This is a genomic window from Klebsiella pneumoniae complex sp. WS1778, assembly GCF_049472055.1.
GTDB lineage: Bacteria > Pseudomonadota > Gammaproteobacteria > Enterobacterales > Enterobacteriaceae > Klebsiella > Klebsiella quasipneumoniae.
In genome coordinates, this window is record NZ_JBKGTJ010000011.1 from 26,982 (window position 1) to 53,405 (window position 26,424).

Below are 26,424 nucleotides of genomic sequence, written 5' to 3' on the forward strand. Positions count from 1 at the left end.
GCCCAAGTGTAGAATGAACTGACCCCCATAAGTTAGACCAAAAATCTAACTTATGGGAGGTCATTTTTTATGGCAAAATACAGTTATGAATTTAAGTTACAAGTTGTTCAAGCATATTTAGATTTTTATTTTGTCCGTTTTGTCTAGCTTACCGAAAGCCAGACTCAGCAAGAATAAAATTTTTATTGTCTTTCGGTTTTCTAGTGTAACGGACAAAACCACTCAAAATAAAAAAGATACAAGAGAGGTCTCTCGTATCTTTTATTCAGCAATCGCGCCCGATTGCTGAACAGATTAATAATAGATTTTAGCTTTTTATTTGTTGAAAAAAGCTAATCAAATTGTTGTCGGGATCAATTACTGCAAAGTCTCGTTCATCCCACCACTGATCTTTTAATGATGTATTGGGGTGCAAAATGCCCAAAGGCTTAATATGTTGATATAATTCATCAATTCCCTCTACTTCAATGCGGCAACTAGCAGTACCAGCAATAAACGACTCCGCACCTGTACAAACCGGTGAATCATTACTACGAGAGCGCCAGCCTTCATCACTTGCCTCCCATAGATGAATCCGAACCTCATTACACATTAGAACTGCGAATCCATCTTCATGGTGAACCAAAGTGAAACCTAGTTTATCGCAATAAAAACCTATACTCTTTTTAATATCCCCGACTGGCAATGCCGGGATAGACTATTATTCTCCCCGGAGCCACTACGCTGACCCGGTTGAGATGCTGCTGGGGCGGCACTGTTGCAAAGTTAGCGATGAGGCAGCCTTTTGTCTTATTCAAAGGCCTTACATTTCAAAAACTCTGCTTACCAGGCGCATTTCGCCCAGGGGATCACCATAATAAAATGCTGAGGCCTGGCCTTTGCGTAGTGCACGCATCACCTCAATACCTTTGATGGTGGCGTAAGCCGTCTTCATGGATTTAAATCCCAGCGTGGCGTTGATTATCCGTTTCAGTTTGCCATGATCGCATTCAATCACGTACGACGGGAGGAGAGATAAAAATCGACAGTGCGGCCCCGGCTGTCGACGGCCCGGTACAGATACGCCCAGCGGCCATTGACCTTCACGTAGGTTTCATCCATGTGCCACGGGCAAAGATCGGAAGGGTTACGCCAGTACCAGCGCAGCCGTTTTTCCATTTCAGGCGCATAACGCTGAACCCAGCGGTAAATCGTGGAGTGATCGACATTCACTCCGCGTTCAGCCAGCATCTCCTGCAGCTCACGGTAACTGATGCCGTATTTGCAGTACCAGCGTACGGCCCACAGAATGATGTCACGCTGAAAATGCCGGCCTTTGAATGGGTTCATGTGCAGCTCCATCAGCAAAAGGGGATGATAAGTTTATCACCACCGACTATTTGCAACAGTGCCCGAAAGGGGAATGTTTCCTGCCCGTTGATCGCGTCACTACAGGGCGAAGCAGGCCTGGCAAGGTCAGCTATGCCTTAGCGTGCTTTATTTTCCGTTTTCTGAGGTGCCCCCGATCTGACTACATAGGCTGCATTCCGCTTTCCCGCCTTACAGGGAGGTTGCCTAAACCTCGCCAGACCGTGAAGATAATATATTACATCAAATGCGATAGTGTAATGTCTTTAGCTAAACAATTTTCGTCAATTTTAGCCGCTAAAATTAATTTCGTTACGGTGTCACTATACGAGGCCGCAGAGTATCTTGTCGTGCTCATAGGTTAATGCTAATGTATGCGTACATTAGCATTAATCGGAATTCCAGACGTGAGAAATGAAACGAAAGAGGCCATGCGACTGTTTTTAGGAGGCCGCTGTTACACGGCTGAAAACCTAGAAAGGGATTACCTGGCCGAAGTGACTGGTTACAGTGACGATCGCTGGGAAGCCCCGCAGCGTGCCGCACGTCTGGCAGCAGCGGTAAAACGCTACAAGACCTCAGAAATGCTACGTTTCATTTTCGCGACAGTTGCACACGATCCCGACCCAGATTTAACACCATTGGCCGTTAAACGTCTGTGTAAAGCACTGTTTGGCAGAACCGGCAGCCAGTGGCTGATTGTGGACATTTTCGGTGAGAAGGGGCGGCAGCGCCGCAGCAACGACAGCAACCCGGAGTCCGTGGAAAAGATTGCCGCAAAATATCGCCACGAAGCCGGGCGGCACTGGTCTGCAACGCTTGCCGAAATTGAACGTATAAAACGGCTCTATCAGTCTGAAATTCAGGTATCAAGAGAAAAGCAAAGCTAAGACCTTTGTTGTTAATGCTAATGTACGCATACATTAGCATTAACAACAGAAAAGGCGTAAAACAGGGCCATAAATGGCCTTGGCTTTAATAAGGATTATCAACGATAAAAAAAGTCGTCAATGATCTGTAATGGACGACCTGGTTTTTTGCCTACAAAGTAACGGCCCCGTGGTAAGCGTTCGCCTTTCTTCAAACGGTAGATCCAGTCCTGAAAAGCAGGGCGGGATTTATAACGGCCAAAGGCTTCCAAAGACTGTGTTACCTCGACGGTTTGGCTACCATGTTTCCTCATTTTCCGCAGTGTTTCTTCCATCAGTGACACGTTATGCATTTAACTATTCTCCCTGGATTTTTTAGCCGCTAAAAGTTAGCGGCTAATAGTCATTTGTAAAAGGTTGCAATGAATGCGACGGCAGCAGCCATTAAGGTGATCACCGCCGCCGCCATATTCATCATGGCAAGTTTTCTTGCCCCTTCTATGTGCGACCGCGATTTTCTGATCTCGTCCTGAACTTCTTTTCTGATTATGGCAGCGGTTTCTGTAGCTGCAGATGTCAAAACCCGCTCCATTACTTCCGTATTGGCCTTTAGCGCGGCGTTAAGGATACGGTCAGCCTTATCCTTCGCGCTGTAATCCCATTGCATCAGGGCGCTTTGTAGCTCGGATTTAAACTCATCCAGAATTTCTCCCTGTTTCTCCTGGCTTTCATCCAGCAAATACCGAAGCAGGGTAGGAACGACCATAATCGGATCGGTTTTATCCAGTGCTATACCATGCTTTTTAGCAATGAGCGCAATGAGTTCTTCCGTCTTATCATCCATCAGATCACCGTTGCTAAATCAAGCTGTTCGAAAACAAGGGCGCGAACCTGTTTCAGACGCTGGCGAACCATAATAGATAATGATTTATCTTCAATGGCCTCATCGAAGGTCTTGTAGTTTTCCAGCATGTCGGCAAAGTCCTGGCCGTGTAACTCTTTTTTGAGCGTAGGCAAACGGATAAGCGCATCAACCTTGTCTTTATTCATCAGGTACGCTTCTGATTCTTCGAATGGCACTCCCTGATCGGATTCCACCGCGCCCCAATACGGGTTAAGCCAGACAACAAAACGGGTTTCTGACGGATACTGCTCCACCATCGCCTTGAACCCCTCGACGGTGTAATCATGTGCCTGCCCCCCCACAATCGAGATATGAATGACAAGCTGTTTACCCATTTCGTAAAGCAGGGCGGGGATTTGCTGGCTAATCATATAACTTGATAACGGAATAAATGACGGAGCGCCGTTATCGATAATAACGTCCCTGTCACCGGCTTCATCAATCCACTGGATGAGGGTATCCAGTTTGCGCTGATTAATTTCATCACCTTCCATGATGTTCAGCTGTCGGACGTTCAGTTTTTCATAATTAGAGAATGTCGGATTGAGCGGATCGGTATCGATGCACAGCGGTAGTTCACCTTTGCTAATCTTGTACATTCCCAGCAAAGCGGTACTAACGGATTTACCACAACCACCTTTTCCTTGCTGGGCGCTGTGAACAGCATGGCGTACCGGCACTGATTCAGCTTCACTTTGTTTTTGATTTTTGTCTGCAGTAGGCATTAGTTAGTCCCCTTCTTTTTTCCAGGATTAAAATTAAAAGTTGGCAGCTGACTGCCGGGATTCGTAGGCGGCTCTCTTTTGACCGGCGTTCTCTCCGGGATCACGTTTTCTTTCTTTGGTGACGGTCCGGCTTGTTGGCTTTCTTTCTTTACCGCAGCTCCAGCAGGTGTACTTTCGCCAACAGCAGCTGCACGTTTTCGCTCATCTATGTATCGCCGGACATGCCGACGAAAAGTTTCGTATGTGGTATTAACACGACCAGTTTCGTGCATGTGTTCCCATATCGTTGTAAGAGAGTAACCGGCTTCAATCGCGTTTTTGACGTCTTCCCGGATTGCCAGGAAGACTACCCTCGCGCTGTTTGCACTCTTGCCGTTCAGCCCCTTTTTCTGCTTAACCCACTCCTGTAGGTCAGTTAAATAGTCTTTTCCCATCCGACAACCTGCGTGTGTATTTATGAGGTATTTCTGTGTATTTCCGTGTGTATTTGAGCAGGATAACAGTTGTAAACCGCCCGGAAAACGTTGGTTTTCCGGTGTATGCGGCATAGTAACGCCGTTTTTTCGTTATATCCACAGTTTTGCACCAAAAAACACGACATTCCACTTTTCTTTGTGTAGACTTTCCTTGGCGTAAACAACGGCGAAAGCCGGGCAGGATATGTAAAGTAGGCCCACCGTAAACGGTGGTCCAACTTTACCTTCCCTTATTCGCAGCTGGGCTGCTCAACGGGAATCCTGCTCTGCGAGGCTAATCGGCTACCGCCTTTTTGGAGATCGAGATGACAGAGAAACAGACACGGAAAAATTGCACGCCGATCAAGGTGTACTGTCTGCCAGAAGAAAAATTGCAAATAGAAGCAAATGCCGCTGCGACAGGTTTAAGCGTTGCGGCCTTTTTGCGAAAAATTGGGATGGGTTATGAAGTAGGCGGCATTGTTGATCTTGAACAAGCGCGTGAAATGGTACGCATCAACGGCGACCTTGGGCGTCTTGGCGGGTTATTAAAAATGTGGTTATCCGATGATCCTCGGACTGCAAATTTCTCTCCCGCTGTTTTGAAAACATTGCTGACCAAAATCGAAAAGACTCAGGATGAGTTACGGACTGTTATCGGTACTGTTTTAAACGATAACTAATTTTAGCGGCTAAAAAGGTAAAGCAAATTGATTGCCCGACATCTTCCCATGAAGAAAATCAAGAAAAGTAGCTTTTCCGGGTTAGCTGACTACATCACTAACCCGCAAAGCAAACAAGAGCGTGTGGGTGTCATTAAAGCAACTAATTGCCAATCTCAGGATGTTCAGGACGCTGTAACTGAGGTCAACATTACACAACGCCTTAATACGCGATCTGAGAGCGACAAAACGTATCACCTGGTGATTTCATTCCGGCCCGGAGAAAAGCCGTCAGAAGACGTTTTAAACGCTATAGAGGAGAGTATCTGTCAGTCTTTAGGGTTTGGTGATCATCAGAGATTAAGTGCAGTACATCACGACACAGATAATCTGCATATCCATGTGGCTATCAACAAAATTAACCCGGATACGCTAACCATTCATAACCCATACAACGACTACAGAGTTCTCGCTGAGTCTTGCGCGTATTTAGAAAAGAAGTATGGACTGGAAGTAGATAATCATATGCCTACCCGTTCCGCTTCTGAGAATCGGGCCAAGGATATGGAAAGACACTCAGGCATTCAGAGTTTGTTGAGCTGGGTGAAAGCGGAATGTGCAGAGCAGTTGTTAAATGCAAACAGCTGGCAAGAATTGCATCAAGCGATGCGGCAAAACGGACTGGAATTACGCCAGAAAGGTAATGGGTTTGTTATCGCTGGTCCAGATGGTCTTGCTGTAAAAGCCAGTTCTGTAGATCGCTCTCTTTCCCGCGCAGCGCTTGAAAAGAAGTTAGGCTCGTTTGAATCCTCCATTCCCGATACAAAACCTTCCAGACCGTCCCCGGAGGCGATTAAACAGCGATTCGGTTCAGCTGCAAACGTTAAGCGGCCCGGAGATCGCCCCCCTCCAATGCGCGAAAACCGCCAGGTTCACCTTGGGGATGTTCCCGTTATGCAGATTAACAGTGGTAAACGCTATGAAAGTAAACCGCTGGGTTCTCAGGGAGCAAATACTACAGAACTTTATGGGCGCTACCAGAGCGAACAGCAACGGCTTACAGCGGCCCGTAACGAAGCACTGCGCCTGGCAAAGGTTAAACGTGATCGCCTCATTGAAAACGCCAAAAGGTCAGGCCGGTTAAAGCGGGCAACTATCAAGTTACTGAAAGGACCGGGTGTGAATAAACGCTATTTATATGGTCTGGCAAGTAAGGCGCTAGGGGAAGAACTTGAACGGGCAAATGCCATTTATAAAAAAGACCGACAGGCAGCTTATGACATTCATAAACGGCGTACATGGGCTGACTGGTTGCAGTTTAAAGCCGCAGGTGGTGATGATGAAGCGCTGAAAACTTTACGCCAGCGGAATGCACAGCAGGCCCGTAAAGAGGCCAACATTCTGCATGGCGATAAAGTCAAAAAAGATGGCCGTATTCCTGGACTCAAACCGGACAGCGTAACGAAGGAAGGGACGATTATTTACCGCGTGGGAGAGAGTGCTATCCGTGACGGTGGTAAACGTCTGGATGTATCCCGCGATGCCGGAGATGACGGTCTTCATGCCGCACTGCTTATGGCTAAACACCGTTATGGAGACAAACTCACCGTTAACGGCAGTTTTGAATTTAAAAAACGCATTGTAGCTGTAGCCGCTGCGCGTGAGCTGGACGTGTCATTTGCCGATCCTGAACTGGAAAAGCTGAGACAAATTCTGACTAAGAAAGCGGCCCGCGAACGTGAATACATCCACATCCCCTTTGAGAAAAGAGGCAAGGCCCGGCAAGCCGGGGCCATGTGGGACACCGAAAAGAAATCCTGGTTTGTCGGTCCTTACGCAACCAGAGATCGGATTGAAAACTTTATCCGAATGAATGAGGAAAAAGACAATGAGCAAAGACGACAAAGATATGCCGGAACAGAACGAACCGATGCAGGACGAGAACGAAGCGGCAATGGCAATGCTACTGGAGCAAATGAGCCAGGAGTCACAGGACGAAGCACCTCCGCTGATGCCGGAAACGGATATGGAACCAGCAGCAGCAGAAGACGAACTGGCACAGGCGATGCTGTTACTACAGCAGGAAGCCAGCCAGGAAGGAGTGATGACACCCGTACAGGGAGAAGTCGAGCAGCCGAACCAAATGGCGAACGAGGACATAGTAAGCCCAACGTTGCGCGACCTGGACGCCAGCCGCCGCCCACAGCAAAAAACCGTCTGCGAGCAATGTCCGAACTCGGTATGGTTCGCATCGCCGGAGGAAGTGAAGTGTTACTGCAGGGTAATGTTTCTGACCAGCTGGAGCACAAAACAGCCGAACGTGCTGATCAACTGCGACGGGATATGGCTGGGGCAGGAGGAATAACAACGCCTGCTGAGGTTAAGAAACCGCTGAGTAGTGCTGAAAAATATATCAATGAACGTGAGCAAAAACGCCTTAAAGGGTTCGATATACCGAAACATAGAGGGTATAATTCTACTGATAAAGGTCTGTTTGAGTATGCAGGCCAACGTAAAAGCGGGCTGGAAACGTTAGCCCTGCTAAAACGGGATGATGAAATTGTTGTTATGCCTGTCAGCGATTACACCGCCCGGAGACTGAGCAATCTTAAAGTCGGGGAGTCGGTCACACTGACCCCTTCCGGTTCAGTAAGGACAACGAAAGGAAGAAGTCGATGAAAGAAAAAGAATCAACACCGGTGTTGTGTGAATCCCCTAAAGGAGTGGGGATAGTGATCCCACTTGTAACATCTTGGCCGGATTCAGTCGTAGTAATGGATGTCACCCATGATGACTGGAAGATAAAAGAGGAAGCCAATGAGAAAGCCTAATAACGCTGTAGGGCCGCAGGTTCGTAATAAAAAGAAAACTGCGAGAGGGAAACTGATCCCGGCGATGGCCATCACTTCACTGGCGGCTGGCATCCAGGCTGCCACACAGTATTTTGCTTACAGCTTTAATTATCAGGAACTGCTGGGGCCAAACTTCAATCACATCTACGCGCCGTGGTCCTATTTCAAATGGTATTCAGCATGGCATGACCGTTTACCTGATGCGTTTTTTGCAGCTGGCAGTGTCGGGGCTACGGTCGCTGCCGGTGGTCTGGTCCTGACTGCACTGACAAGTATGATGAAAGCAAACTCATCCAAGGCGAATGAATATCTTCATGGTTCTGCAAGATGGGCTGACGAACAGGATATAAAAGCTGCTGGCCTGCTGGGGAATGATGAAGGGGTTTACGTTGGCGCATGGGAAGACAAAAACGGCCAGTTGCAGTATCTGCGTCACAACGGCCCGGAGCACGTTCTGACATATGCACCTACCCGTTCGGGTAAAGGTGTTGGCCTGGTTGTTCCCACCTTGCTTTCCTGGAAACATTCAACGGTAGTGGCTGACCTTAAAGGTGAACTGTGGGCGATGACGGCGGGCTGGCGTAAAGAATACGCCAAGAATCTGTGTCTGAAATTCGAACCTGCAGCTGCCAATGGTTCCGTCGCCTGGAATCCTCTCGATGAAATCCGTGTGGGTACTGAAAACGAAGTTGGCGACGTTCAGAACCTTGCCACGCTGATAGTTGACCCGGACGGTAAAGGGCTGAACGACCACTGGCAGAAAACATCACAGGCGCTTTTAGTTGGTGTGATCCTCCATGTACTTTACAAGCACAAAAATGATGGTACGCCAGCAACGCTTCCGTATGTTGATTCCATCATGGCCGACCCGGAAAGAGGGGCTGGGGAACTGTGGATGGAAATGACGCAATACGGCCACGTAAACGGCGAGAATCATCCGGTTGTAGGTGCAGCTGGCCGAGACATGATGGACCGCCCTGAAGAGGAAGCCGGTTCCGTGCTGTCTACTGCAAAATCTTACCTCGCCCTTTTCCGTGATCCGGTTGTGGCCCGCAACGTCAGCGAGTCACATTTTAAAATTAAAGACCTTATGAACCATGACGATCCGGTTTCCCTGTACATCGTCACTCAGCCAAACGATAAAGCTCGTCTACGCCCGCTGGTACGAATCATGCTGAACATGATTGTTCGCTTGCTGGCCGATAAGATGGAGTTTGAGCGCGTCAATAACAACCTTACGCTGTGGCAGCGCTTTAAACAGGCGTTTGGTTTTTCTGTCCAGGGAACCAAAAGGGTACAGACGAAGAAAACCTACAAACATCGTCTTCTGGCTATGATCGATGAGTTCCCAAGCCTGGGTAAACTCGAAATCATTCAGGAATCGCTGGCCTTCCTTGCGGGTTACGGCATCAAGTTCTACCTCATCTGTCAGGATATTAACCAGCTGCGTAGCCGTGAGACAGGTTACGGGCCGGATGAAACAATCACCTCGAACTGCCATGTGCAGAACGCATACCCACCTAACCGTACCGAGACAGCCGAGCACCTTTCTAAGCTGACCGGGCAGACAACGGTTATCAAAGAGCAGATCACAACCAGCGGGAAACGTGCCAGCGCGATACTGGGTGGCGTGTCCAAAACCATGCAGGAAGTACAGCGCCCGCTGCTGACTGTGGACGAATGCCTGCGTATGCCTGGACCTAAAAAGAATGCAGAAGGTCTGATCACCGAGCGCGGCGACATGGTGGTTTACGTGGCAGGGTTCCCGGCCATTTATGGAAAACAGCCGTTGTTCTTCCAGGATGAAATTTTCTCGCTTCGTGCCTCAGTACCTGAGCCAAAAACTACCGACCGTATTCGCGCCGCAGTTGCTGCGAATGATGACGCCAGTAATGAGGCTATCGCAATATGAAAAAAGTGACCCGGTACGCTGCCATTGGCGTTATTTCAGCTTCATTGATTGGTGCAGTTGTGTGTGGCCTTGGATATGCCGCCGGGTTACGCATCAATACCACGAAAAGTATCCCTGTTGGGTTGTACAAAATCAGCCAGAAAGCGCCAGAGAAGGGCGACTATGTAATTTTCTGCCCGCCTGAAAAGGCTATTTTCTCCCTGGCACAGAAGCGCGGTTACATCGGCAGCGGCTTTTGTCCTGGGGGGTATGGCGAGATGATGAAGCGGATTTTAGCGGCTAAAGGCGATGAAGTCGCTTTTCGTGATGATGGTGTTTACGTCAATGGACAGTTATTGCCTTACAGCAAGCCGTTAAGCGCTGATCCGGGCGGGCGTAAACTGCCCGCCATTCGTGAAGTGTACACGTTGGGTAAATCTGAACTGTTGCTGATGACTGACCGCAGCGCATCATCATTTGACGGGAGATACTTCGGTGCGGTCACAAAGTCACAGATTATTTCTACGGTATTACCTGTAATGACCTGGTAAAAAAGAATATGGGAATTGATATGGGGTTATTTCATAAGAGTGCGGAGAAGGAAAAATTAGAGGCACTGGAAAAAGTTATTTCAAAAACCAATCGGGGCATTTTTAAACGAATTGATGAAAATCGCGAACTACTCGAATTGTTATATGAAAAAGCACCAGAGCTTATGGATAAATGTTTCTGGATTCGATGCTGGATTGAATCTCAGGATGAATTTTTAAGTAAGTTGGCAGAGGTTTCTGGCGTGGAAAATCGTACCTATAACCTTACTCCTGATAAACCTTATCCACGTCCTTTTCCGAAAAAACCAGATTGCCTTACGAATTCTTCGGATGAGGATAATACCGTATGAATAATCTCATTATGTATGCTTTGAAAACTATTCGTTATCGCAGCCTCATTGCTGAGGCGCTTTTGGGGAATTTATCAGAGTGTGAAGATAAAAAAAGGCGAAGTGAAATTATCACGGTCTGTCATCGCTCCGCTGATGTGATTGAACATATATCACAGTACGCAATTGAAGATTGCCTTGATAAACATCAATTGATACAGGATCTGGAGTCTGCTCTATTCATTCTTGATGTTTTCAGTTGTGAATTAAATAACGTTGATTCATGTGTCCCTGATAGTGAAGAAGTTAAAGCGCTTATGGCAGAAATAGGGAGTGTCAAATGAGAGTATTCATTGCAGAAAAACCAAGTGTTGCGAAAGCTATCGCTGAAATATTAGGCGCAACAAATAAAAAAGACGGTTACATTGAGTGCGGTAGTGACTATGTGACCTGGTGTTTTGGTCATATGTATGAGCAGGCCGAACCGGATGTGTATACACCAGATAATGTACCGCGCAATGAGAGCGGCAAAAAAATCTGGCGAGAAGATGATCTGCCAATTATCCCGGAAAAGTGGATTATTAACCCTCGTGAAGATGCTGAGAAACAGCTGAAAACCATCCGGCATTTGGTAGAACGGGCTGACACTATTGTTAATGCTGGCGACCCGGATCGCGAGGGGCAGTTACTGGTTGATGAAATTCTTGATGACATGGGATGCACTAAACCGGTCCTGCGTTACTGGTGTAATGCGAACGATACGGTAAGTGTTACCAGGGCGCTGAAAGGTCTGGAGAGCAACGATAAATATGTGAATTTTGGTCGTGCAGCTCTTGCGCGTGGCCGGGCTGACTGGTTGGTTGGCATGAACCTTTCAAGAGGATTCACACTGTCGGCAGCGCGTGGTGGCTCGCGTGTTCTGTTGACGGTCGGGCGAGTTCAGACACCAACGCTGGCGCTGGTTGTTGCCCGCGATCTTGAAATTGAAAACTTCAAACCAATTCCGTATCACAATATCAAAGCTGTCTTTAAACATGAAAAAGGGGCGTTTGTTGCGGCATGGCAGGCCAGAGAAGATCAGCCTGGTCTTGATTCTGAGGGAAGGCTTATTGACACTAAAGAAGCCGATAAATTAGTAGCGGCTTTAACCGGGAAAACCGGTAAGGTTGTAGAATATAAGCAAGAGCCTAAGAAAAAATATCACCCTAAAGCCTATTCTCTTGGTGGTATAACAGCTGTTGCTTCAAGTAAGTTTGGTTATTCTGGCGATCAAGTGCTGGCTATATGTCAGTCTCTTTATGAAACGCATAAACTTACCAGTTATCCACGTTCCGATAGCTCTTATTTGCCTGAATCTCAACACGCAGATGCGCCTCAAATTCTGGATTCTCTTCGGGTTACTTATCCGGGAATATCTGCCCTAATCGATAAGGCTGATCCAAAAGTCAAATCAAAAACTTTTGATGACTCTAAGGTGACAGCGCATCACGGCATTATTCCAACGATGCACAAAGGTAACATTGAGAGGCTTACGCCAGAAGAACGTAATATTTACGATCTCATTGTAAGAACATACCTGGCTCAGTTTTACCCAGTGCATGAATATAAAGCGACGACAATTATTATTGATGTTAATGGTGAAACGTTTGGGGCCGGTGGCCGCGTAACGACTAAAAACGGGTGGAAAGATGTTTATTCAGATGGAGAGGATGAAGACGAAGAAAATGAGTCTGAGCAGTCTCTTCCATCAATGAAAAATGGTGACGAAATTATTTGTGCTCAGGCACAGCGTCAGGATGCCAAAACTAAAGCGCCACGTCGCTTTAATGACGGTACGCTCAACACCGCAATGGAAAATATTCATAAATACGTTGAAGACCCGGCGCAGAAAAAATTACTGCGTGAAGGTGATGGTATTGGTACATCAGCCACCCGCGCCACAATCGTTGCCGAGTTAAAGAAACGTGGCTTTATCGAAAACAAAGGCAAAGACATTATCAGTACCAGGCTGGGAAGGGGGCTGATAGCCATTCTGCCAGAACTGGTTAAAAGCCCGGTCATGACAGCAATCAACGAACGTATGTTGCTGGAAATTGAGCAGGGCAAACGTGACGTTGATTCCTTTGTGAAGATGCAGGAAAAATTTGTACGAGATCAGATTAAGGTTATTAACGCTGGGGCTATCAAAGTTGCCGGTGGTGTGCAAATTTCTGAGAAGTACAAATGCAAGGTATGCGGTAAAGGGCTTATTCGCCGTCCGTCCAAAAAAGCCGGTCACTTCTGGTCCTGCAGCGGTTATCCCACCTGTAAGGAGTCTTACCCGGATATTAAAGGTAGTCCGAACTATAACCCCGTAAAACGCGCTTAATCGTGGAGGCAGTATATGACTGACACTAACGCAGTAATTCGCCCTGATGTTAACGACGCAATACAGGATAAATATCGCGATCTGATGACACCGGGATATGTAGCCGAGTTTTCCCCGGATGAAGCTGATCTTGCGGGAGCGTTCGAAGATGATGCACTGAATGCGCGTGACGCATATGAAAGTGCTTTTGATGCGGAGTAACGACCATGGCAGAAGCTAAAGCGAAAAAACCATTTCATGAGATTGTGGCTGAAAACCTGATAGCCCAGCTCAAAGAGGGTACGGCGCCATGGCAGAAGCCATGGAATCCGGGCGCACCAGGTGCCGCTCTTCCCATGAACCCTACCACCGGTAAACGCTATAAGGGCATTAACGCGATTCACCTTATGGCGCAGGGTTACAGCGATCAGCGCTGGATGACCTATAAGCAGGCGACAGCTGCAGGTGCGCAGGTGAGGAAAGGCGAAAAAAGTACGCATGTCCAATACTGGAAATTCACTGAGGAACGTATCAAGCGCAACGATGATGGTAGCATTGTGCTCGATAAAGATGATAAGCCGGTAAAGGAAACCGTCCAGCTGGAGCGTCCGAAAGTATTTATCGCCTCAGTGTTTAATGCGGAGCAGATTGACGGTCTTCCACCAATGGCCGTTCGCCAGGATAAGAGCTGGAACAGCATTGAACGTGCCGAATCCATTCTTGAAGCCTCTGGCGCGAAAATCTCACATGACCAGGTAGACCGCGCTTTTTACCGCATGTCTACAGACAGTATTCACTTACCGCAGCAGGCCGCTTTTCCAAGTGCCGACCGTTACTATGCCACTGCACTTCATGAGCTGGGCCACTGGACCGGTCACGCCTCACGCCTTGATCGTGATCTGGCCCATCCTTTTGGTAGTGAAGGTTACGCCAAAGAGGAACTTCGCGCAGAAATTGCCAGCATGATCATGGGCGATGAGCTGGGAATAGGTCATGACCCTTCTCAGCATGTCGCTTATGTTAAATCCTGGATTAAAGCCTTGCAGGATGATCCGCTGGAAATTTTCCGTGCTGCAGCTGACGCTGAAAAAATCCAGGGCTTCGTGCTGGGCCTTGAACAGCAGAGGACACAGGAACAACCGGTAACGCTGGAAACAGAGCTGCGCGTAAAAGAGCATAATGAGGTCTTGGCCGAGGTACAGCGGCTGACTAACCCGCAGATTTTCGATGCTGAAACAGTGCAACTTTACCATTTCACTTTCATGACTCTGGAGCAGACAGCGGAGGAAGCTGGTTACGTTACCTATTACAGTCGTGGCACTGGTGAGCTGGGCGAAGAAACCATTCGTGTTAACTATGAAGACAGTAACGGCAATACTATTCCTGTTCATACTGATGTGGTTGGGCGCGGAAAAGCGTTGACGTATATCGGTGATGAACGTGTACCCGGAACGGGATTCTCTTCTGATAATGAATGGCAAAGTAATGCCCTTAAAACCGCTTTTGCCAGCATAGATAATAACCTGACTTTAGCGGCTAAAAAGGTTCAGAGTCAGATTGAAAATATCAGTGGCGACCCGCGAGAATTACCGCAGGACGCTAAGTTTCCTAAAAACTGGTGGCCTAATTCCAGTTTTCTGGCGTCAAAACCTAATGGAGAATCTTCCGCAGCGCCTGCGTCAGAAGAGGAATTCCTTGAGGTTTATCGTGAAAGGAAGAGGGCAGAATTATTTAACAAGCCAGCGCTTCCCAAGGAACTACAAGAACAGCTGAAGGAAAACATTAAGCGGCATGCTGACGCCATCGAAACGGGGCGCATCAATATGAGCACTAAACCTGAAACGTCTGTTACACCCGAACAGCAGCGGCAGTATCGTGCTGAGAAATTCATTCTTTCTAATCTCGATAGTGGCCTTTCTAAGCACGTCCAGAATATGAACCGTCGCCAGCTTACACTATCGCGTAACGTCCTCTTTGATGCGCAGAACAGCAATCAGGATAGTGATTTCTGGAAGCGTAACAGCGAATTTCATTCTTCATTCAGTCAGAACTGGAATGAGGCTCAGGACAAAATTAAGAGCGCATATCGTGAGCTTGATTTAGCATTAACCCTCCTGCCTGAGCCGAAATATACCATTGTGGAAAATCCCGGCCAGAATGAGCATGTGAATATCATCATGCAGACCAACAGCGCGGTTAAGGCGCTGGCCGCCGTTAACGAAGGGGATAACCGTTCAATTTATGACTCACGTCTTATCGATAACGGTCAGGTCGATCTGAATGACCTGCAGAACAATTTTTACCAAACGCTTGACGCAGAAAAAGCAGCCTTAACGCAAGGTGTTATCAAGCCTGATGATGAGATTAGCGTACTCCCGCCAGGAGAAGCGCAGGAATGGTATCAGGACCGTGTTGAAAGCCTGATGGAGGGTGCTGACAGCCCGGATGAAATGAAACGCGCTCTGGATGCGCTGGGGCCGGAACCGGGCGATAATGAGGCTGTTTTCCTTGGTGAAGACGGCGGGCGAGTTCTCCCGGAATTCAGCCTGAATGTTGCGCAGGAAAATACCCCAATCAATGTACCCTACAAAGAACGCAATGAAGCCAAAGCGCTTGGGGCTAAATGGGATCGAACCGAACAGACCTGGTTTGTACCAAAAGGCGTATCTCTTGATAAATTTGCAAAATGGAGCGGTGAGCCAGCTGCAGCTGCAGAAAAAAATACGCCGGTTGCATCTGTGAAAGACGTAACGCCGGAAGTGGGTGAGCGTCAGGATCTGGCCGTCCCTTACAAAGACCGTGCAGAAGCTAAAGCAGCTGGCGCTAAATGGGACAAAGAGAAAAAAACCTGGTACGCCGAAGCCGGGGCTGATATGCAAAAACTGGCGAAGTGGAAACCTGAAAACGTAGTGATCGAGCAGTCACCGGCAATGACGCTGCAGGAGGAAGTGGAAACCGCGTTAAAAGATATTGGGTGCATCCTCGATGCCGATACTGACCGGGGCCAGAAGCATCCAATTATGGATGGTGAGAAGCATCGGATCACGGTAGAGGGTGACAAGAAAGGGGAGAAGTCAGGTTTTTATATCATCCACACTGACGGCCATCCTGCAGGCTTTATGCAGAACAACCGCACTAAAGAAGAGTTACGCTGGTCTTCCAAGGGATATGTGCAGTCCGACGAAGAAAAAGCGCTCCTGCGGGCGCAGGCAGCTCAGAAACAGGCCGAAAAAGCGGCACAGCAACAAAAAGAACATGAGTCCTCTGCAAAGCGTGTTGAAAAGCAGCTCGCCAAACTCAATGAACCTCAGCAGCAAACTGCTTACCTGGAGAAAAAAGGGCTGCAGGTGCATAAAGGCGTGTTCACTGACAAGGAAGGGCAGAAAACCTTTATCCCTGCTTATGATGTCCAGGGTAAGCAATGGACCATGCAGTACATCAACGAGGACGGCACAAAACGTTTTGCCAAGAACGCCCGTAAAGAGGGATGTTTCCATGTCGTTGGCGGGCTGGACGCGCTTAAAGAATCCCCGGTGCTGATCGTGGCCGAAGGTTACGCAACGGCAGGGAGCATCACAGAGGCTACTAATATGCCAACGGTCGCCGCCTTCGATTCAGGTAATCTGGAACCTGTCGCTAAAGCACTTAAAGAAGCCTACCCCGATAAGCCAATCATCATTGCCGGTGATGATGATATTTCTCAGTCATGCAAAATGAAGGTGAAGGATAAGGCCAGTGTAAACGTTGGCAGGGAAAAGGCGCTGGAGACAGCGAAAGCTGTCGGCGGTGTGGCGGTGTTCCCGGTATTTGCTAAAGGTGAAGTACCTGGGAAAGACGAACTCAGCCAGATTAAACCGGCGGCGTATCTTGCTCACCAGACCGCCTCGCGCAAACTGGAGGCTCATACGAGCGGTGATAAGCCACTCCCGGATGCCGAAGTGAAGGTACTGCAGGCAGCGCAACTATCGGAAAAGCAGCTTGATATTATTCGCCGCGCTGATCGTTACACTGACTTTAACGATCTGGCCGTAAATAGTTCTCTTGGCCGGGAAGGTGTGGCGATGCAGTTGAAAGCCGTCATTGCTGACCAGCTGAATAAAAAACAGCAGCAGTCACAGGTCCAGACCGAAGAGAAAAAACTCGTTCAGGAAAAAGAGAAAAAGCGGACCATTCGCCACGCTATGTAAGACGTTCTGACACTGGCCTGCCTGCGGGCCAGTAAAATTATAAGGAGTAAGACCAATGCAAAAACGCAGTTATACGCAAGATGCAGCGATGCCTGCAGGTCGTAACAGTAGCGACATCGGGGTTATCATGAAGCCAGAAGGCTCCATGAAAATATGTGTGCTCAACGGTAGCTGCCAGGTAGATAAAGTGGTCGGTGGTGAATGGCAAACACAGAAGGTATTGCCGGAGGCCGGTTTGCCAAAAGGCATTTATCAGCTTTCCGAGGCGCAGCAGGCGTCCAAGAACGTTTATCCGCATTCCCATGTAGGACAAGTGCTACACGTTGACGATCGCCACGTCTACCAGCTGTCTCAGAAAGGCTTAGTACAGCATAATAGAAATGCCTGGGAGAAGGAGCCGGTAGTAGGGCAAAATTACGAGGTGGCTTACTCTCGTGGAGTAGGGAAGGTAAAGAGCGAACTGACCCAGGATAAAGCGCAGAAGTTAAATAACAGTCAGTCTAAATCGCGCTCGCTTTAACATTAAAATAAAAGGCATCGAAAGATGCCTTTTAAGGACAGGAAATGAAATAAATATATACCGCAGCGTTTTTATTAATTTTTACCCTAAACTTGTTCACCCTTCTTAAAAAACACCCACGCAAGCCCTGCCGACATCGCCCACGCAAGCATCATCGACACCACCGTATGGCTCAAAAAATGATCGCCAATAATCATCTTATAGCAGCCCATCGCCCAGCCCAATGCCATCACCACGATGATGATCGCACCACGACGGCGGCGCAAACTTGGCGCAAACGCAAAGGCAAACAGCGCAAATCCGCTACTGGCATGCGCCGCAGGAAAGCACTTATCAGGAATGGTGTTACGCATACTATCAAGCATCGGCAAATACGGCAGCGTACCATCAAAAATCGTCAAATGCACAGGGCAGACCACATGAGTATATGCCTTCAATGACGCGACAACTGTCGGCACTAGGATCAAAGTCAGCACCAGATACGCAAGCTCACGCACGCGAAATTTTGTCACTGGGACAAGCCACTTGGCAGTGATAGCATTGCCCTTTTTCTCATGATAAGCACGGCAAATGGTCGCAACCAGCAAGTAGATCAGCATCGCCATCAGCAGCTTTTTTAGTCCAGAATACAGTAGCAAATCTGGCAAAAAAGCTTGCTTGGCAACCATCCAATGCCCCATACCCAGATAAAACCAATCAGCGACCATCAGATCAATCTGACTGTGCTCAAGGGTCAGCGTGGCAACGATCGCCATGACAAGAGCGATACTCATCTCAGCAAGTAGGCGTTTATTTGATAAATACGGCATAACAAACCCCACCCCACCGCCCATAATACGAATGGAGTGTGCGGTGGGTTTGGAAAAAATACAGGGAGAAATCAGCGGATGAATGCGGTGCGGTCTTTGACTTTGTCCGCGGTGACATCAAACAGCTTTAATAATGTCGGCGTGATCGCGTCATGGGTCAGGACGGTATCGGTTGCCATTGGCGTGATGCCAGTTTGCTTATCCGTCCAGAAAAATGCAGGCACACTGCGCTGTTCTTTTGGTGCAAAGGCATTTGGCATACCATGTAGATAGACACCGTTCTCACCCAGACTTTCGCCATGATCGCTGACATACAGCATTGAGACATCATAGGCATTGCTGTGCGTCTGCAGCCACTGGATACTTTGAGCGATGAAATCATCGGTGGCAAGCAAGGCATTGTCATAAGCATTGATCAAGGACTGATGTTCGCACTTGGCAAGCTCATTACCTTCACACACTGGCGTGAATTTGGCAAACTTTTCATCATATCGCTTAAAATACGCAGGCCCGTGATTGCCCATTTGGTGCAGCATGATCAGCATATCTTTGCCGTTATTGGCAGCGACAAAGTCATCTAAGCCAACGAGCATACCGACATCGCGGCATTCGTTATAAGGATTGGTGTTGCAGATGGCGTTGTTGGTCGCGGATTTATAATCGGCAAATTGCGCTTTTGGCAGCTTATCCATCACGCCTTTTGAGTCCGAATTATTATCACGCCACAAGATACTTACGCCCAAGCGATCCAGCGTATCCAGCACATTTTCTTGGTATTTGGCGGTATCGACATCATACTCATCCGCGCCCAGATAGCTGAACATACACGGCACAGAATACGCCGTCGATGTGCCGCACGATGTGACATTGCTAAAATTGGTCACGCCATCGATCTTGGCAAGCTGTGGGAAAGTATCGCGCTCATAGCCATTGAAGCTGACATGATCGGCGCGTGCCGTCTCACCGACGACGAACACCACTAGGCGTGGCTTACGCATATCAGGCTTGGTTGCTTGTACCGCGTCTTTGGCGTGATAAATGGTATCTTTTGGCGCACTGGCTTTTTTATACTCAATACTGGCAAGCTTACCCACCGAGTAGATTGGCATGATCGGATTGACATAGCTACGCAGCGGCTTATGCACGCGAAAGAAACTGGCATAATGACTGCTGAACGCCACCACAGGCAGTAAAATCAGCGCAAGACTTGCCACGATCAAGCCCAATCGGCGCATCAAACCCTTGCCCCAAGTCGGATAATCCACCTTAACAAAAGCCACAAGCAAACTTGGTAGCACACCCAAACCAATGATACGCATGATAAACGCTGCGTTTAATAGATCCTTGGTCTCGGCTTGGTCGGTCTGTAGGGCATTTTGGAGCATGGTCGTATCATAGACCGTGCCATAAGTGTCAGTAAAATAACTGGTCACCGCGCCCATGATTAATAGCAAAATCAACACAGGCTTTAGCACATAGCGATACGATGATAACAGCGTGGTGATCAGTAGCATCGCGCCAAAGAGCACGACAGCGATCGTCAGCACAAAGCCGAGATTGTCCGCGATGGGATAGGTTTGGCTGATTTTATCAAAAAAGGTAAGATTGGCGGTCGCGGTCAAGAAAACGGCAACACTCGCCACAAGAACAAACGGACTGACCGAGCGTCGGTACCACACAGAAGTATGCTGCATCATGAGAAACTATTAAAAAAATAAACGGTGGGATAATTGCGGCAATTATACTGCAATTTTTTAAGAAATCCAGTACAATTTATCTGATATAAAAAATTATGCGATACAGAAATATTTCAGAAATTTTATTAGGCAATCATTGCGCAATCCCATACTGAATATACACTTGAGAGTATTTATAATTTGTATCTTGAATTGTCAAACCAAGTGCAACGATTTTTTGAAGTAAACTTCATAAGGTGTTTTCCAACCTAAACATTTACGTGGTCGTAAATTCAGTTTATTGATCACCTGTTGAATATCAACTTCGCTCCACTGATTGATGTCTTGGTGCTTCGGAAAGTATTCACGAAGTAACCCATTTGTATTTTCATTCGTTCCCCGTGTCCACGGTTGATGCGGCTCGGGGAAGTAAAATTCTACACCCAGTGCTTCTGTTACCAAACGATGTTGGGCAAATTCTTTACCACGGTCTGGCGTAATTGACCGCAATATATGTGAATCCAGCAATTCAATCATGGCTTTTTGGACTGCTTCGGCTTTTTTGGCAGGAATTTTCTTCACCAACTCAAAACGACTTTTGCGTTCCGTCAGCGTCAGCAAACAAGCTCCACCCGCTTTACCCAGTACGGTATCGGCTTCCCAATGTCCAAAGCGACTGCGATTTTGCGCCGAAATGGGACGGTCGTTCAAATGGTTGGATATCTGAATTTTGCCACGTTTTTCATGATGATTTTTTGTATGCCGTGTTTTGCCTTTGTGGCGCAGTTTGCGACTGGCTTTGCGTTCGCCTATATCAAACAACCCTGAATAAATACCACGATAAATGGTTGAATAACTAATGGATAATTCAGATTTTTCCAATTTTAATCGTGCGCTGATTTGTTCGGGCGACCAGTTTTCTGTCAGAAACTTTTCTTGCACCAAATTGAAATATTCAGGCTGCTCTAATTTGCGCTGTGCTTTGCTATTTTGACGATGCTTCAAATAGCTGTTTTGTGCGTTCGTTGCACTGTAGCTTTCTAGAGCGTGTCGTTTCAGCTCGCGAGAAATGGTGCTGGAGCTACGTCCCAGTGCTTTGGCAATTTCTGCTTGTTTTTTGCCCTGTGCGAGTAAAATCATTATCTTTTCTCGCTCGTTTATTGTAAGATGTCGGTAGGAAGTACTCATCATTTGGAAATGGTTTTTGTGTGGAAACAAAATTATATTCTAGTTGATGAGTACTTCTTTTTTTGTTGCACTTGGATTGTAAATTCAGCGTTAATTCGCTAAATAATTTCTGAGTAGGAAGGTAGCCGCATTCGTCCTTAATTAGATACTCCGTGGCGTACATCCAGCGCATCATTGCATTAAGGGCTTCATTAAAAGTATTGACGTCATCTTCTGTTTCTAAATAGGTTAATTTACAACAAGTCCATGCCGCTGAGTTTTCGATCAGCGTGCTCTCATTTTCGGTGTTTTTGTAAGCACCGAAAATTTCAAAACCTTTACCGCTGAATTTTGGCGGTAAATCATCGGACATTAGAAATGGATAGCCAGATTTTCTACCCATATATGCGTTAATCACGTCGGATACAACAACAGTTGACAGCGCAAAGGGTGCGTGTTCGATGATGTAGGCTCTTAACATCGAGTAAAGATGTTCTGGTTTAAGCAAACCTGCATAGGGCTTTTCATTTTTCATTTGATTCATCCTTATAGTTCATGACATTCAGAAACCAATTAAACGGCATTCGTAGCTTACCATCTCACTCAGGTAGCGTGGGATCTGTTCTACCAGATGGGTATTGGTAGCCGCCAGACCTTCTATCTCGTCAATGGTGACTTTTGGTAGTTCGTTCAGAAATTCACGAAGGGATAACAAAGCAAGGCGCTTGCTGTTCTCTGAGTCGATTTTCCTATACGATATACGGGACATTTGAAATTCCTTGCACGGATTTTTGGTGTCGGATAGGGAGGTGGCAGCCTCCCTATCACCCCTTGAGTAGGACATTATGTCCTGTATCTATAATAGGACATTTTGTCCTATTTGCAAGTAATTTTCAAACCGTCTAAGGATTGGGAGTACGCCGTGCTATATATGTTGATCTGCAGTGTTCTGATGCTGGCACTGGTAAAAATCATGTGGCAGTCGATGATCGCGGCGGCTTCTGGAGAACGCCAGTTAATCAAAAATAATGCCAAACTTGTATTTACCTGCTTTCCAGCAATTTGCTTTATTATCTCACCGTTTATTTTGTCTTTCATTTCTGGTGAAGGTATTTATACAGTTAAAACACTTTCACAACTTTCAGTTGCGTCACAATGGCTGGGGTTTATTTCATCTTTAGTAATGGTTATAGTATTTTCATTTTATTCTGAACGTGGAAAAAATTTCTGGAATACTGGTTGTTCCGTGCTTTCATTAATTCTCGCATTTATATTTTTTGACAGTGCAATGTTCAATACCGGTGAGAATGGTTCCGCTAATTCGATATGAATGGCGCTGTCCTACATCAATTGCAATGATGCAGGAATCAGGAAAGATGTTTATTCCATGGCCTGATTATGAAGATGGCAAAAGTAAAGATTTGACTAAAGGCATTGATAAGCTGCAGGATGAATTTAAAGATAAATAGAAGGAAGAGAATTAATGGAAATTTTCTGGAAGCCTCTGGGTATGGGGGCAGTGGCTGTACTTATCGGGATTGTTTTGCTCTGGCTTATTCCTGAATATAAAAAGACGCCCAGGAAAGCGGCTGTAGCTGTAATTAATATCGGAGTAGCTCTCATGCTCGCGGTGGCAGTAGGAATGATTGCAGTGATGATGATGACGCCAGCAGGAACCTGAGAAAACTCTTTAGCGGCTAAAATCGTAGCCGCTGATTTTACGAAATTTTCTTTTTCAGGTGGGTATCTTTACTTACATTAGCTACATCTGTACATAATGATGAAGCCACTGCAGCCTGAAATGCCTTTATAAAAACGTGATCTACATTTTCGTTTGAAGCAAAAGAAGCCAAAGGGAAAATATAAAAAATAAGAGCAAATATTTTCATGTTTAACCCTCACCGTAAAGTAAACGTATTTGTTTGATAACGTTAGCCGCATCACCATTAACAAGTTTATGAAATTCTACAGCCATATCCTTTAGCTCGCTATCTTTCAGCAGCAGCTGCAGTCTCCCTAAGAAAAGTGACCATGGTTTTTCGCTATCCATACGGCGGCCAAGGCGGGTATGCGTACCGGCGTGGCATTTAGATTCTTCACCATTATGTACTGCGTTCATGAGCCTCACCAGTGCAATGAAAGTATCCCAATCATGGCGGGTATCAAATTGCGCGGTTTCACAGGTAAACGCCAGAACAGGAGGGCGGTTATCCTCCGGTGTATCGAAGGAATTACTGTCATTTCCCCGGACAATAATCGTAAAGGTCTTGTTCCCAACCGTAAACGAATAATCGACGGATTGGATGCCTACCGGCGCGTGTTCGGTTGCAAACGTCCTTCTGGATTCTTCATCACGAATATAGAAGCGATGTGCAAAGCCGAACAGATCCTGATAATAGTCAAGACTGCTTTCTATTAGGGTATTATCGATGCGGTCACGTATTGCAAAGTAATCAGGGCCAGCCAAATGTTTGCTATCCAGTTGCTTCCTGGCCGCATCTGTCAAAAAAGCTATTTCAGCGGGAGTCAGATCAGCAGGTTCATTTGTATTCCAGGGATCGCAAATTTTGTGATGAAGCCTTGAAAGTGTTTTGACCGGTTCAGCTACAAGCCGTGTAAGTTCGCTCTGTGTTCCATCATTAGCAATGTTGTTTAGTGAGTTCTCTATCAGGTTAACCAGGAAAGCGTTAACTGACAGGTTACTTGCTTTAGCATAGGTTTTGATACGCTCGACTTGATCTCTCGACGTTCGCAATGAAATCTGTGTTAGATCCATCATTTCACTCCTATTGAATGATTTAACATTCAACGATGCTACCACATTCATAATTGATGTCATTTCATTTTTATCACATTGATGGCTTTTTTAAGTTGCCTTGATTGCCCTAGCCAGTTTAAACTGTATATGCAGTAAAAAAGCCATACACTTAACGAGTGGGCTTTTAGGGTATACCTTAGTTAACTAGCTGCGCAGCAAGGGGAGAAGATTAGTGGAAAACAGGAAACCTAAAGCCAGATACATTGTTGGTATCCCTCATGGTCGGGTTCTGTACGAGGGCAATTTGCGCTTTGCAGCCTGGTGGTCCTGGTTGTTCAACTGTCGCCAGGCTGTAGCATTTGACCGGCGTTCGTGGGTTATCAATCCCAGCTATTGGATCGCTGGCGATATACCCAATGAAAATTACTTCAATATGGAAGGCCATCGCTGTGCAAAAAATTAATTGGACACCGGAAGAGGATGCAATCTTGGGAACCGACTCGCTGGCAAAAGTATCCGTTCGGCTCAATCGTCCAACAAGCCAGATTCAAAAGCGAATGAAAGAGCTTGGCATTGCTCATTTTGCTCAACGCGGTACACCTCGTAGTTCTGTAAGGTTACAAGCTGAAGAGGCCCAAAAGGAACGAAATAAAATCAGATTCATTCAGCGAATGCGTAAAGGTGCGGTTATTGCGGAAGGGGTAGCAAATGGTTATACCTATACCGCTTTAGCAAAAGAGTTAGGGATCAGTCCCACAGCGGCTAGGAATCAGTTTTTTGTGTTTCTTAGAGTAGCAATGCTTCCTTCGATGCTAGGCGAGGAAATACCACGGGATTTCAAAAATATTCCATCTCATGTTCTAAAAAAAGCTGTGTGCTGCGTAGAGAATTATTGTCTTAACCTTGAAAAGGAAGAGGTAAGAAAAAAGTATTTTGATAAATGATTGTTTGATCGATTGCTGGGGTGGTTTATCACATGAAAATAGCACGAGTGTATTTGCGAGTTAGTACAGACGAACAGGATTTGACCCGGCAAAATGAAATTATAGAAAATGCCAGGAATAATGGATTCTATGTTGCCGGTATTTATAAAGAAAAGGCGTCCGGTGCAAGAGCTGATCGCCCGGAACTGCAGCGAATGATAAATGATCTGCAGCCAGACGAAGTAGTTATTGCAGAACATATAGATCGTATCAGTCGTTTACCGCTCGATAGTGCGCTGGCGTTAATAAACTCTATAAAAGAGCGGGGCGCGAAACTTGCCATTCCCGGAATTGTGGATCTTACCGAACTGGCTAACGCTCAATCCGGTGTTGCGAAGGTAGTTCTGGAATCTGTTCAGGATATGTTACTCAAAGTTGCCCTGCAGCTGGCAAGGGATGATTATGAAAACCGTCGCAAACGCCAGAAAGAGGGTATTGAACTGGCTAAACGGCAAGGCCGGTATCAGGGGCGAACTGCAGATCTACGGCTTCATAAACGCATCATTGAGTATCGTTCAAGGAAGACAAGTATTGCGGAAACAGCGAAACTTTGTGGATGTAGCGTCAGCCTTGTAAAATCTGTATGGGCTAAATTTAAAAAAGAAGGAATATATCACAATGCGAAAAAAGCGTAGGCATTCGAACGGAGTTACTTGCGCAAATGGCCGGAGTAAGTGAGGCTGAACTGGTTCATGCGCTAAAGACAACTGGGGAAATCTTGGGTATAAAAATCCCTTCCCCCCTTCCCCAAAAATATAACGCCAGAACGAGAAATTTTGATTTTCTTGAAGGTAAAGCATTTGCAGATAAAGTAGCCGCTGTCCGAGCTGCAACCACGCGAAAGAAATGAAATCAAAAGCGGTTTTACGCCAGCAAGAAATAGAGGTGTCAATTTAGAGAGGCTATTTGGACAGGTAAAGGGATATAAAAAATCAATTGGAGCAGAAACCTTGATTTGGAGATAATTGTTTTGTCGGAAACGGCATCCCTTCTTTAGAAAGGTCTTATCGATGAGCACCGAACTTATCCAGAACCTCCCTCAGATCATCCTCGCTCTTGCCACCCTTATAACGGCTGTCGCCAGACTCGTGAAAGAGATTAAGAAGAAATAAATTTAGCCCCTTTCCAGGGGCTTTTTTAATGTTATCGATGTACTGTCCCCAGCTGGTCGTGTGCGTGTCATACCGGCCCGGAGTTTGCCCGCTGCGCATGTACTGTCCCGGCTGGCCGTGTACGTGTCATACCGGCCCGGAGTTCGCCCGCTGCGCATGTACTGTCCCGGCTGGTCGTGTGCGTGTCATACCGGCCCGGAGTTTGCCCGCTGCGCATGTACTGTCCCGGCTGGCCGTGTACGTGTCATACCGGCCCGGAGTTCGCCCGCTGCGCATGTAC

28 protein-coding genes and 2 pseudogenes are annotated in these 26,424 nt (G+C 46.9%); 17 read left to right on the forward strand and 13 right to left on the reverse strand.

Annotated elements, in window-relative coordinates; genetic code table 11:
• Positions 1-307: 307 nt before the first annotated feature.
• Positions 308-694 (reverse strand): bleomycin binding protein, encoded by a 387-nt coding sequence (gene bleO, locus ACLEXF_RS24695; RefSeq protein WP_063102497.1) that lies wholly within the window; start codon positions 692-694, stop codon positions 308-310.
• A 108-nt stretch (positions 695-802) separates the two neighbouring features.
• Positions 803-1,329 (reverse strand): annotated as a pseudogene (locus ACLEXF_RS24700) (IS6 family transposase).
• A 60-nt stretch (positions 1,330-1,389) separates the two neighbouring features.
• Here ACLEXF_RS24700 and ACLEXF_RS24705 point away from each other — a divergent pair.
• Both ACLEXF_RS24705 and ACLEXF_RS24710 read left to right on the forward strand, forming a co-directional pair.
• Positions 1,390-1,470, forward strand: a pseudogene (locus ACLEXF_RS24705) (MerR family transcriptional regulator); the annotation flags it as partial.
• A 284-nt stretch (positions 1,471-1,754) separates the two neighbouring features.
• Positions 1,755-2,237 carry a hypothetical protein gene (locus tag ACLEXF_RS24710; RefSeq protein ID WP_064756356.1) on the forward strand — a complete coding sequence of 161 codons (483 nt, stop codon included), beginning with the start codon at positions 1,755-1,757 and terminating at the stop codon, positions 2,235-2,237.
• Between the two features lie 98 nt (positions 2,238-2,335).
• Here ACLEXF_RS24710 and ACLEXF_RS24715 read toward each other — a convergent pair whose 3' ends face one another.
• The 4 genes from ACLEXF_RS24715 to ACLEXF_RS24730 form a co-directional block, all read right to left on the reverse strand.
• A complete protein-coding gene (locus tag ACLEXF_RS24715; protein ID WP_223307921.1) occupies positions 2,336-2,551 on the reverse strand; it encodes a hypothetical protein in 216 nt (71 codons plus the stop codon).
• A 68-nt stretch (positions 2,552-2,619) separates the two neighbouring features.
• A complete protein-coding gene (locus ACLEXF_RS24720; protein WP_071444016.1) occupies positions 2,620-3,060 on the reverse strand; it encodes a conjugal transfer protein TraM in 441 nt (146 codons plus the stop codon).
• Positions 3,060-3,845: a conjugal transfer protein TraL gene (locus ACLEXF_RS24725; RefSeq protein ID WP_024252936.1), complete on the reverse strand. Its 786-nt coding sequence runs from the start codon at positions 3,843-3,845 to the stop codon at positions 3,060-3,062. Before ACLEXF_RS24725 ends, ACLEXF_RS24720 begins: the two co-directional genes overlap by 1 nt.
• Positions 3,845-4,279: a TraK family protein gene (locus tag ACLEXF_RS24730; RefSeq protein WP_024252937.1), complete on the reverse strand. Its 435-nt coding sequence runs from the start codon at positions 4,277-4,279 to the stop codon at positions 3,845-3,847. The genes ACLEXF_RS24725 and ACLEXF_RS24730 overlap by 1 nt, the downstream gene beginning before the upstream one ends.
• A 347-nt stretch (positions 4,280-4,626) precedes the next feature.
• Here ACLEXF_RS24730 and traJ point away from each other — a divergent pair, with 347 nt between their 5' ends.
• The 11 genes from traJ to ACLEXF_RS24785 are packed head-to-tail and all read left to right on the forward strand — an operon-like array spanning position 4,627 to position 17,639.
• Positions 4,627-4,983, forward strand: a complete 357-nt coding sequence (traJ, locus tag ACLEXF_RS24735) for a conjugal transfer transcriptional regulator TraJ (RefSeq protein ID WP_024252938.1) — start codon at positions 4,627-4,629, stop codon at positions 4,981-4,983.
• A 27-nt stretch (positions 4,984-5,010) separates the two neighbouring features.
• Positions 5,011-7,641, forward strand: coding sequence for a TraI/MobA(P) family conjugative relaxase (gene traI, locus ACLEXF_RS24740; protein ID WP_072778615.1), 2,631 nt, complete (start codon positions 5,011-5,013; stop codon positions 7,639-7,641).
• The gene (locus tag ACLEXF_RS24745) at positions 7,638-7,793 is read left to right on the forward strand and encodes a type IV secretory system conjugative DNA transfer family protein (protein WP_003019749.1); all 156 of its coding nucleotides are present in this window, start codon (positions 7,638-7,640) and stop codon (positions 7,791-7,793) included. The genes traI and ACLEXF_RS24745 overlap by 4 nt, the downstream gene beginning before the upstream one ends.
• The gene (locus ACLEXF_RS24750) at positions 7,780-9,726 is read left to right on the forward strand and encodes a type IV secretory system conjugative DNA transfer family protein (protein WP_032310210.1); all 1,947 of its coding nucleotides are present in this window, start codon (positions 7,780-7,782) and stop codon (positions 9,724-9,726) included. The genes ACLEXF_RS24745 and ACLEXF_RS24750 overlap by 14 nt, the downstream gene beginning before the upstream one ends.
• Entirely contained in the window at positions 9,723-10,256 is a 534-nt protein-coding gene (gene traF / locus ACLEXF_RS24755; protein WP_004196194.1) for a conjugative transfer signal peptidase TraF, read from the forward strand. The genes ACLEXF_RS24750 and traF overlap by 4 nt, the downstream gene beginning before the upstream one ends.
• Before the next feature lie 8 nt (positions 10,257-10,264).
• Positions 10,265-10,606, forward strand: a complete 342-nt coding sequence (locus ACLEXF_RS24760) for a hypothetical protein (protein ID WP_223307922.1) — start codon at positions 10,265-10,267, stop codon at positions 10,604-10,606.
• Positions 10,603-10,929, forward strand: a complete 327-nt coding sequence (locus tag ACLEXF_RS24765) for a hypothetical protein (protein WP_063862696.1) — start codon at positions 10,603-10,605, stop codon at positions 10,927-10,929. Before ACLEXF_RS24760 ends, ACLEXF_RS24765 begins: the two co-directional genes overlap by 4 nt.
• Positions 10,926-12,953, forward strand: a complete 2,028-nt coding sequence (locus ACLEXF_RS24770; protein ID WP_015059025.1) for a DNA topoisomerase 3 — start codon at positions 10,926-10,928, stop codon at positions 12,951-12,953. The genes ACLEXF_RS24765 and ACLEXF_RS24770 overlap by 4 nt, the downstream gene beginning before the upstream one ends.
• A gap of 15 nt (positions 12,954-12,968) precedes the next feature.
• Positions 12,969-13,154: a hypothetical protein gene (locus tag ACLEXF_RS24775; RefSeq protein WP_004196216.1), complete on the forward strand. Its 186-nt coding sequence runs from the start codon at positions 12,969-12,971 to the stop codon at positions 13,152-13,154.
• 5 nt (positions 13,155-13,159) lie between these two features.
• Positions 13,160-17,119, forward strand: coding sequence for a zincin-like metallopeptidase domain-containing protein (locus tag ACLEXF_RS24780; RefSeq protein ID WP_071444015.1), 3,960 nt, complete (start codon positions 13,160-13,162; stop codon positions 17,117-17,119).
• A 55-nt stretch (positions 17,120-17,174) separates the two neighbouring features.
• On the forward strand, positions 17,175-17,639 hold the full coding sequence (locus ACLEXF_RS24785; RefSeq protein WP_071444014.1) for a KfrB domain-containing protein: 465 nt from the start codon (positions 17,175-17,177) through the stop codon (positions 17,637-17,639).
• A gap of 86 nt (positions 17,640-17,725) precedes the next feature.
• On the opposite strand, the gene ACLEXF_RS24790 is transcribed toward ACLEXF_RS24785, so the two are convergent.
• From ACLEXF_RS24790 to ACLEXF_RS24810, 5 genes are all read right to left on the reverse strand, one after another.
• Positions 17,726-18,448 (reverse strand): PAP2 family protein, encoded by a 723-nt coding sequence (locus tag ACLEXF_RS24790; protein WP_039003037.1) that lies wholly within the window; start codon positions 18,446-18,448, stop codon positions 17,726-17,728.
• Between the two features lie 71 nt (positions 18,449-18,519).
• Positions 18,520-20,145 carry a phosphoethanolamine--lipid A transferase MCR-1.1 gene (locus ACLEXF_RS24795; protein ID WP_049589868.1) on the reverse strand — a complete coding sequence of 542 codons (1,626 nt, stop codon included), beginning with the start codon at positions 20,143-20,145 and terminating at the stop codon, positions 18,520-18,522.
• Between the two features lie 195 nt (positions 20,146-20,340).
• The gene (locus tag ACLEXF_RS24800; RefSeq protein ID WP_012478345.1) at positions 20,341-21,315 is read right to left on the reverse strand and encodes an IS30-like element ISApl1 family transposase; all 975 of its coding nucleotides are present in this window, start codon (positions 21,313-21,315) and stop codon (positions 20,341-20,343) included.
• Complete coding sequence (locus ACLEXF_RS24805; protein ID WP_071444165.1) at positions 21,206-21,826, reverse strand: hypothetical protein; 621 nt, start codon at positions 21,824-21,826, stop codon at positions 21,206-21,208. The genes ACLEXF_RS24800 and ACLEXF_RS24805 overlap by 110 nt, the downstream gene beginning before the upstream one ends.
• A 27-nt stretch (positions 21,827-21,853) precedes the next feature.
• Complete coding sequence (locus tag ACLEXF_RS24810) at positions 21,854-22,006, reverse strand: hypothetical protein (protein WP_223271237.1); 153 nt, start codon at positions 22,004-22,006, stop codon at positions 21,854-21,856.
• Between the two features lie 237 nt (positions 22,007-22,243).
• Between ACLEXF_RS24810 and ACLEXF_RS24815 the strand changes: the two genes are divergently transcribed.
• Positions 22,244-22,621, forward strand: a complete 378-nt coding sequence (locus tag ACLEXF_RS24815; protein ID WP_223307924.1) for a hypothetical protein — start codon at positions 22,244-22,246, stop codon at positions 22,619-22,621.
• Between the two features lie 153 nt (positions 22,622-22,774).
• Entirely contained in the window at positions 22,775-22,972 is a 198-nt protein-coding gene (locus tag ACLEXF_RS24820) for a hypothetical protein (RefSeq protein WP_048207638.1), read from the forward strand.
• 37 nt (positions 22,973-23,009) lie between these two features.
• On the opposite strand, the gene ACLEXF_RS24825 is transcribed toward ACLEXF_RS24820, so the two are convergent.
• Positions 23,010-23,180, reverse strand: a complete 171-nt coding sequence (locus ACLEXF_RS24825; protein ID WP_152913116.1) for a hypothetical protein — start codon at positions 23,178-23,180, stop codon at positions 23,010-23,012.
• A 2-nt stretch (positions 23,181-23,182) separates the two neighbouring features.
• Positions 23,183-24,070 (reverse strand): hypothetical protein, encoded by an 888-nt coding sequence (locus tag ACLEXF_RS24830; protein ID WP_223307925.1) that lies wholly within the window; start codon positions 24,068-24,070, stop codon positions 23,183-23,185.
• 338 nt (positions 24,071-24,408) lie between these two features.
• Between ACLEXF_RS24830 and ACLEXF_RS24835 the strand changes: the two genes are divergently transcribed.
• Both ACLEXF_RS24835 and ACLEXF_RS24840 read left to right on the forward strand, forming a co-directional pair.
• Positions 24,409-24,993, forward strand: a complete 585-nt coding sequence (locus tag ACLEXF_RS24835) for a hypothetical protein (protein WP_152913115.1) — start codon at positions 24,409-24,411, stop codon at positions 24,991-24,993.
• A gap of 32 nt (positions 24,994-25,025) precedes the next feature.
• Complete coding sequence (locus tag ACLEXF_RS24840; RefSeq protein ID WP_048207636.1) at positions 25,026-25,667, forward strand: recombinase family protein; 642 nt, start codon at positions 25,026-25,028, stop codon at positions 25,665-25,667.
• The last annotated feature ends 757 nt before the right edge of the window (positions 25,668-26,424 follow it).

Bases quoted from the DNA above. Each gene is read 5' to 3' on its own strand.
- ACLEXF_RS24715 (WP_223307921.1), bottom strand. From the start codon at position 2,551: ATGGAAGAAACACTGCGGAAAATGAGGAAACATGGTAGCCAAACCGTC.
- ACLEXF_RS24720 (WP_071444016.1), bottom strand. From the start codon at position 3,060: ATGGATGATAAGACGGAAGAACTCATTGCGCTCATTGCTAAAAAGCAT.
- ACLEXF_RS24725 (WP_024252936.1), bottom strand. From the start codon at position 3,845: ATGCCTACTGCAGACAAAAATCAAAAACAAAGTGAAGCTGAATCAGTG.
- ACLEXF_RS24730 (WP_024252937.1), bottom strand. From the start codon at position 4,279: ATGGGAAAAGACTATTTAACTGACCTACAGGAGTGGGTTAAGCAGAAA.
- traJ (WP_024252938.1), top strand. From the start codon at position 4,627: ATGACAGAGAAACAGACACGGAAAAATTGCACGCCGATCAAGGTGTAC.
- ACLEXF_RS24745 (WP_003019749.1), top strand. From the start codon at position 7,638: ATGAAAGAAAAAGAATCAACACCGGTGTTGTGTGAATCCCCTAAAGGA.
- ACLEXF_RS24750 (WP_032310210.1), top strand. From the start codon at position 7,780: ATGAGAAAGCCTAATAACGCTGTAGGGCCGCAGGTTCGTAATAAAAAG.
- traF (WP_004196194.1), top strand. From the start codon at position 9,723: ATGAAAAAAGTGACCCGGTACGCTGCCATTGGCGTTATTTCAGCTTCA.
- ACLEXF_RS24760 (WP_223307922.1), top strand. From the start codon at position 10,265: ATGGGAATTGATATGGGGTTATTTCATAAGAGTGCGGAGAAGGAAAAA.
- ACLEXF_RS24765 (WP_063862696.1), top strand. From the start codon at position 10,603: ATGAATAATCTCATTATGTATGCTTTGAAAACTATTCGTTATCGCAGC.
- ACLEXF_RS24770 (WP_015059025.1), top strand. From the start codon at position 10,926: ATGAGAGTATTCATTGCAGAAAAACCAAGTGTTGCGAAAGCTATCGCT.
- ACLEXF_RS24775 (WP_004196216.1), top strand. From the start codon at position 12,969: ATGACTGACACTAACGCAGTAATTCGCCCTGATGTTAACGACGCAATA.
- ACLEXF_RS24780 (WP_071444015.1), top strand. From the start codon at position 13,160: ATGGCAGAAGCTAAAGCGAAAAAACCATTTCATGAGATTGTGGCTGAA.
- ACLEXF_RS24785 (WP_071444014.1), top strand. From the start codon at position 17,175: ATGCAAAAACGCAGTTATACGCAAGATGCAGCGATGCCTGCAGGTCGT.
- ACLEXF_RS24790 (WP_039003037.1), bottom strand. From the start codon at position 18,448: ATGCCGTATTTATCAAATAAACGCCTACTTGCTGAGATGAGTATCGCT.
- ACLEXF_RS24795 (WP_049589868.1), bottom strand. From the start codon at position 20,145: ATGATGCAGCATACTTCTGTGTGGTACCGACGCTCGGTCAGTCCGTTT.
- ACLEXF_RS24800 (WP_012478345.1), bottom strand. From the start codon at position 21,315: ATGATGAGTACTTCCTACCGACATCTTACAATAAACGAGCGAGAAAAG.
- ACLEXF_RS24805 (WP_071444165.1), bottom strand. From the start codon at position 21,826: ATGAAAAATGAAAAGCCCTATGCAGGTTTGCTTAAACCAGAACATCTT.
- ACLEXF_RS24815 (WP_223307924.1), top strand. From the start codon at position 22,244: ATGCTGGCACTGGTAAAAATCATGTGGCAGTCGATGATCGCGGCGGCT.
- ACLEXF_RS24820 (WP_048207638.1), top strand. From the start codon at position 22,775: ATGGAAATTTTCTGGAAGCCTCTGGGTATGGGGGCAGTGGCTGTACTT.
- ACLEXF_RS24825 (WP_152913116.1), bottom strand. From the start codon at position 23,180: ATGAAAATATTTGCTCTTATTTTTTATATTTTCCCTTTGGCTTCTTTT.
- ACLEXF_RS24830 (WP_223307925.1), bottom strand. From the start codon at position 24,070: ATGATGGATCTAACACAGATTTCATTGCGAACGTCGAGAGATCAAGTC.
- ACLEXF_RS24840 (WP_048207636.1), top strand. From the start codon at position 25,026: ATGAAAATAGCACGAGTGTATTTGCGAGTTAGTACAGACGAACAGGAT.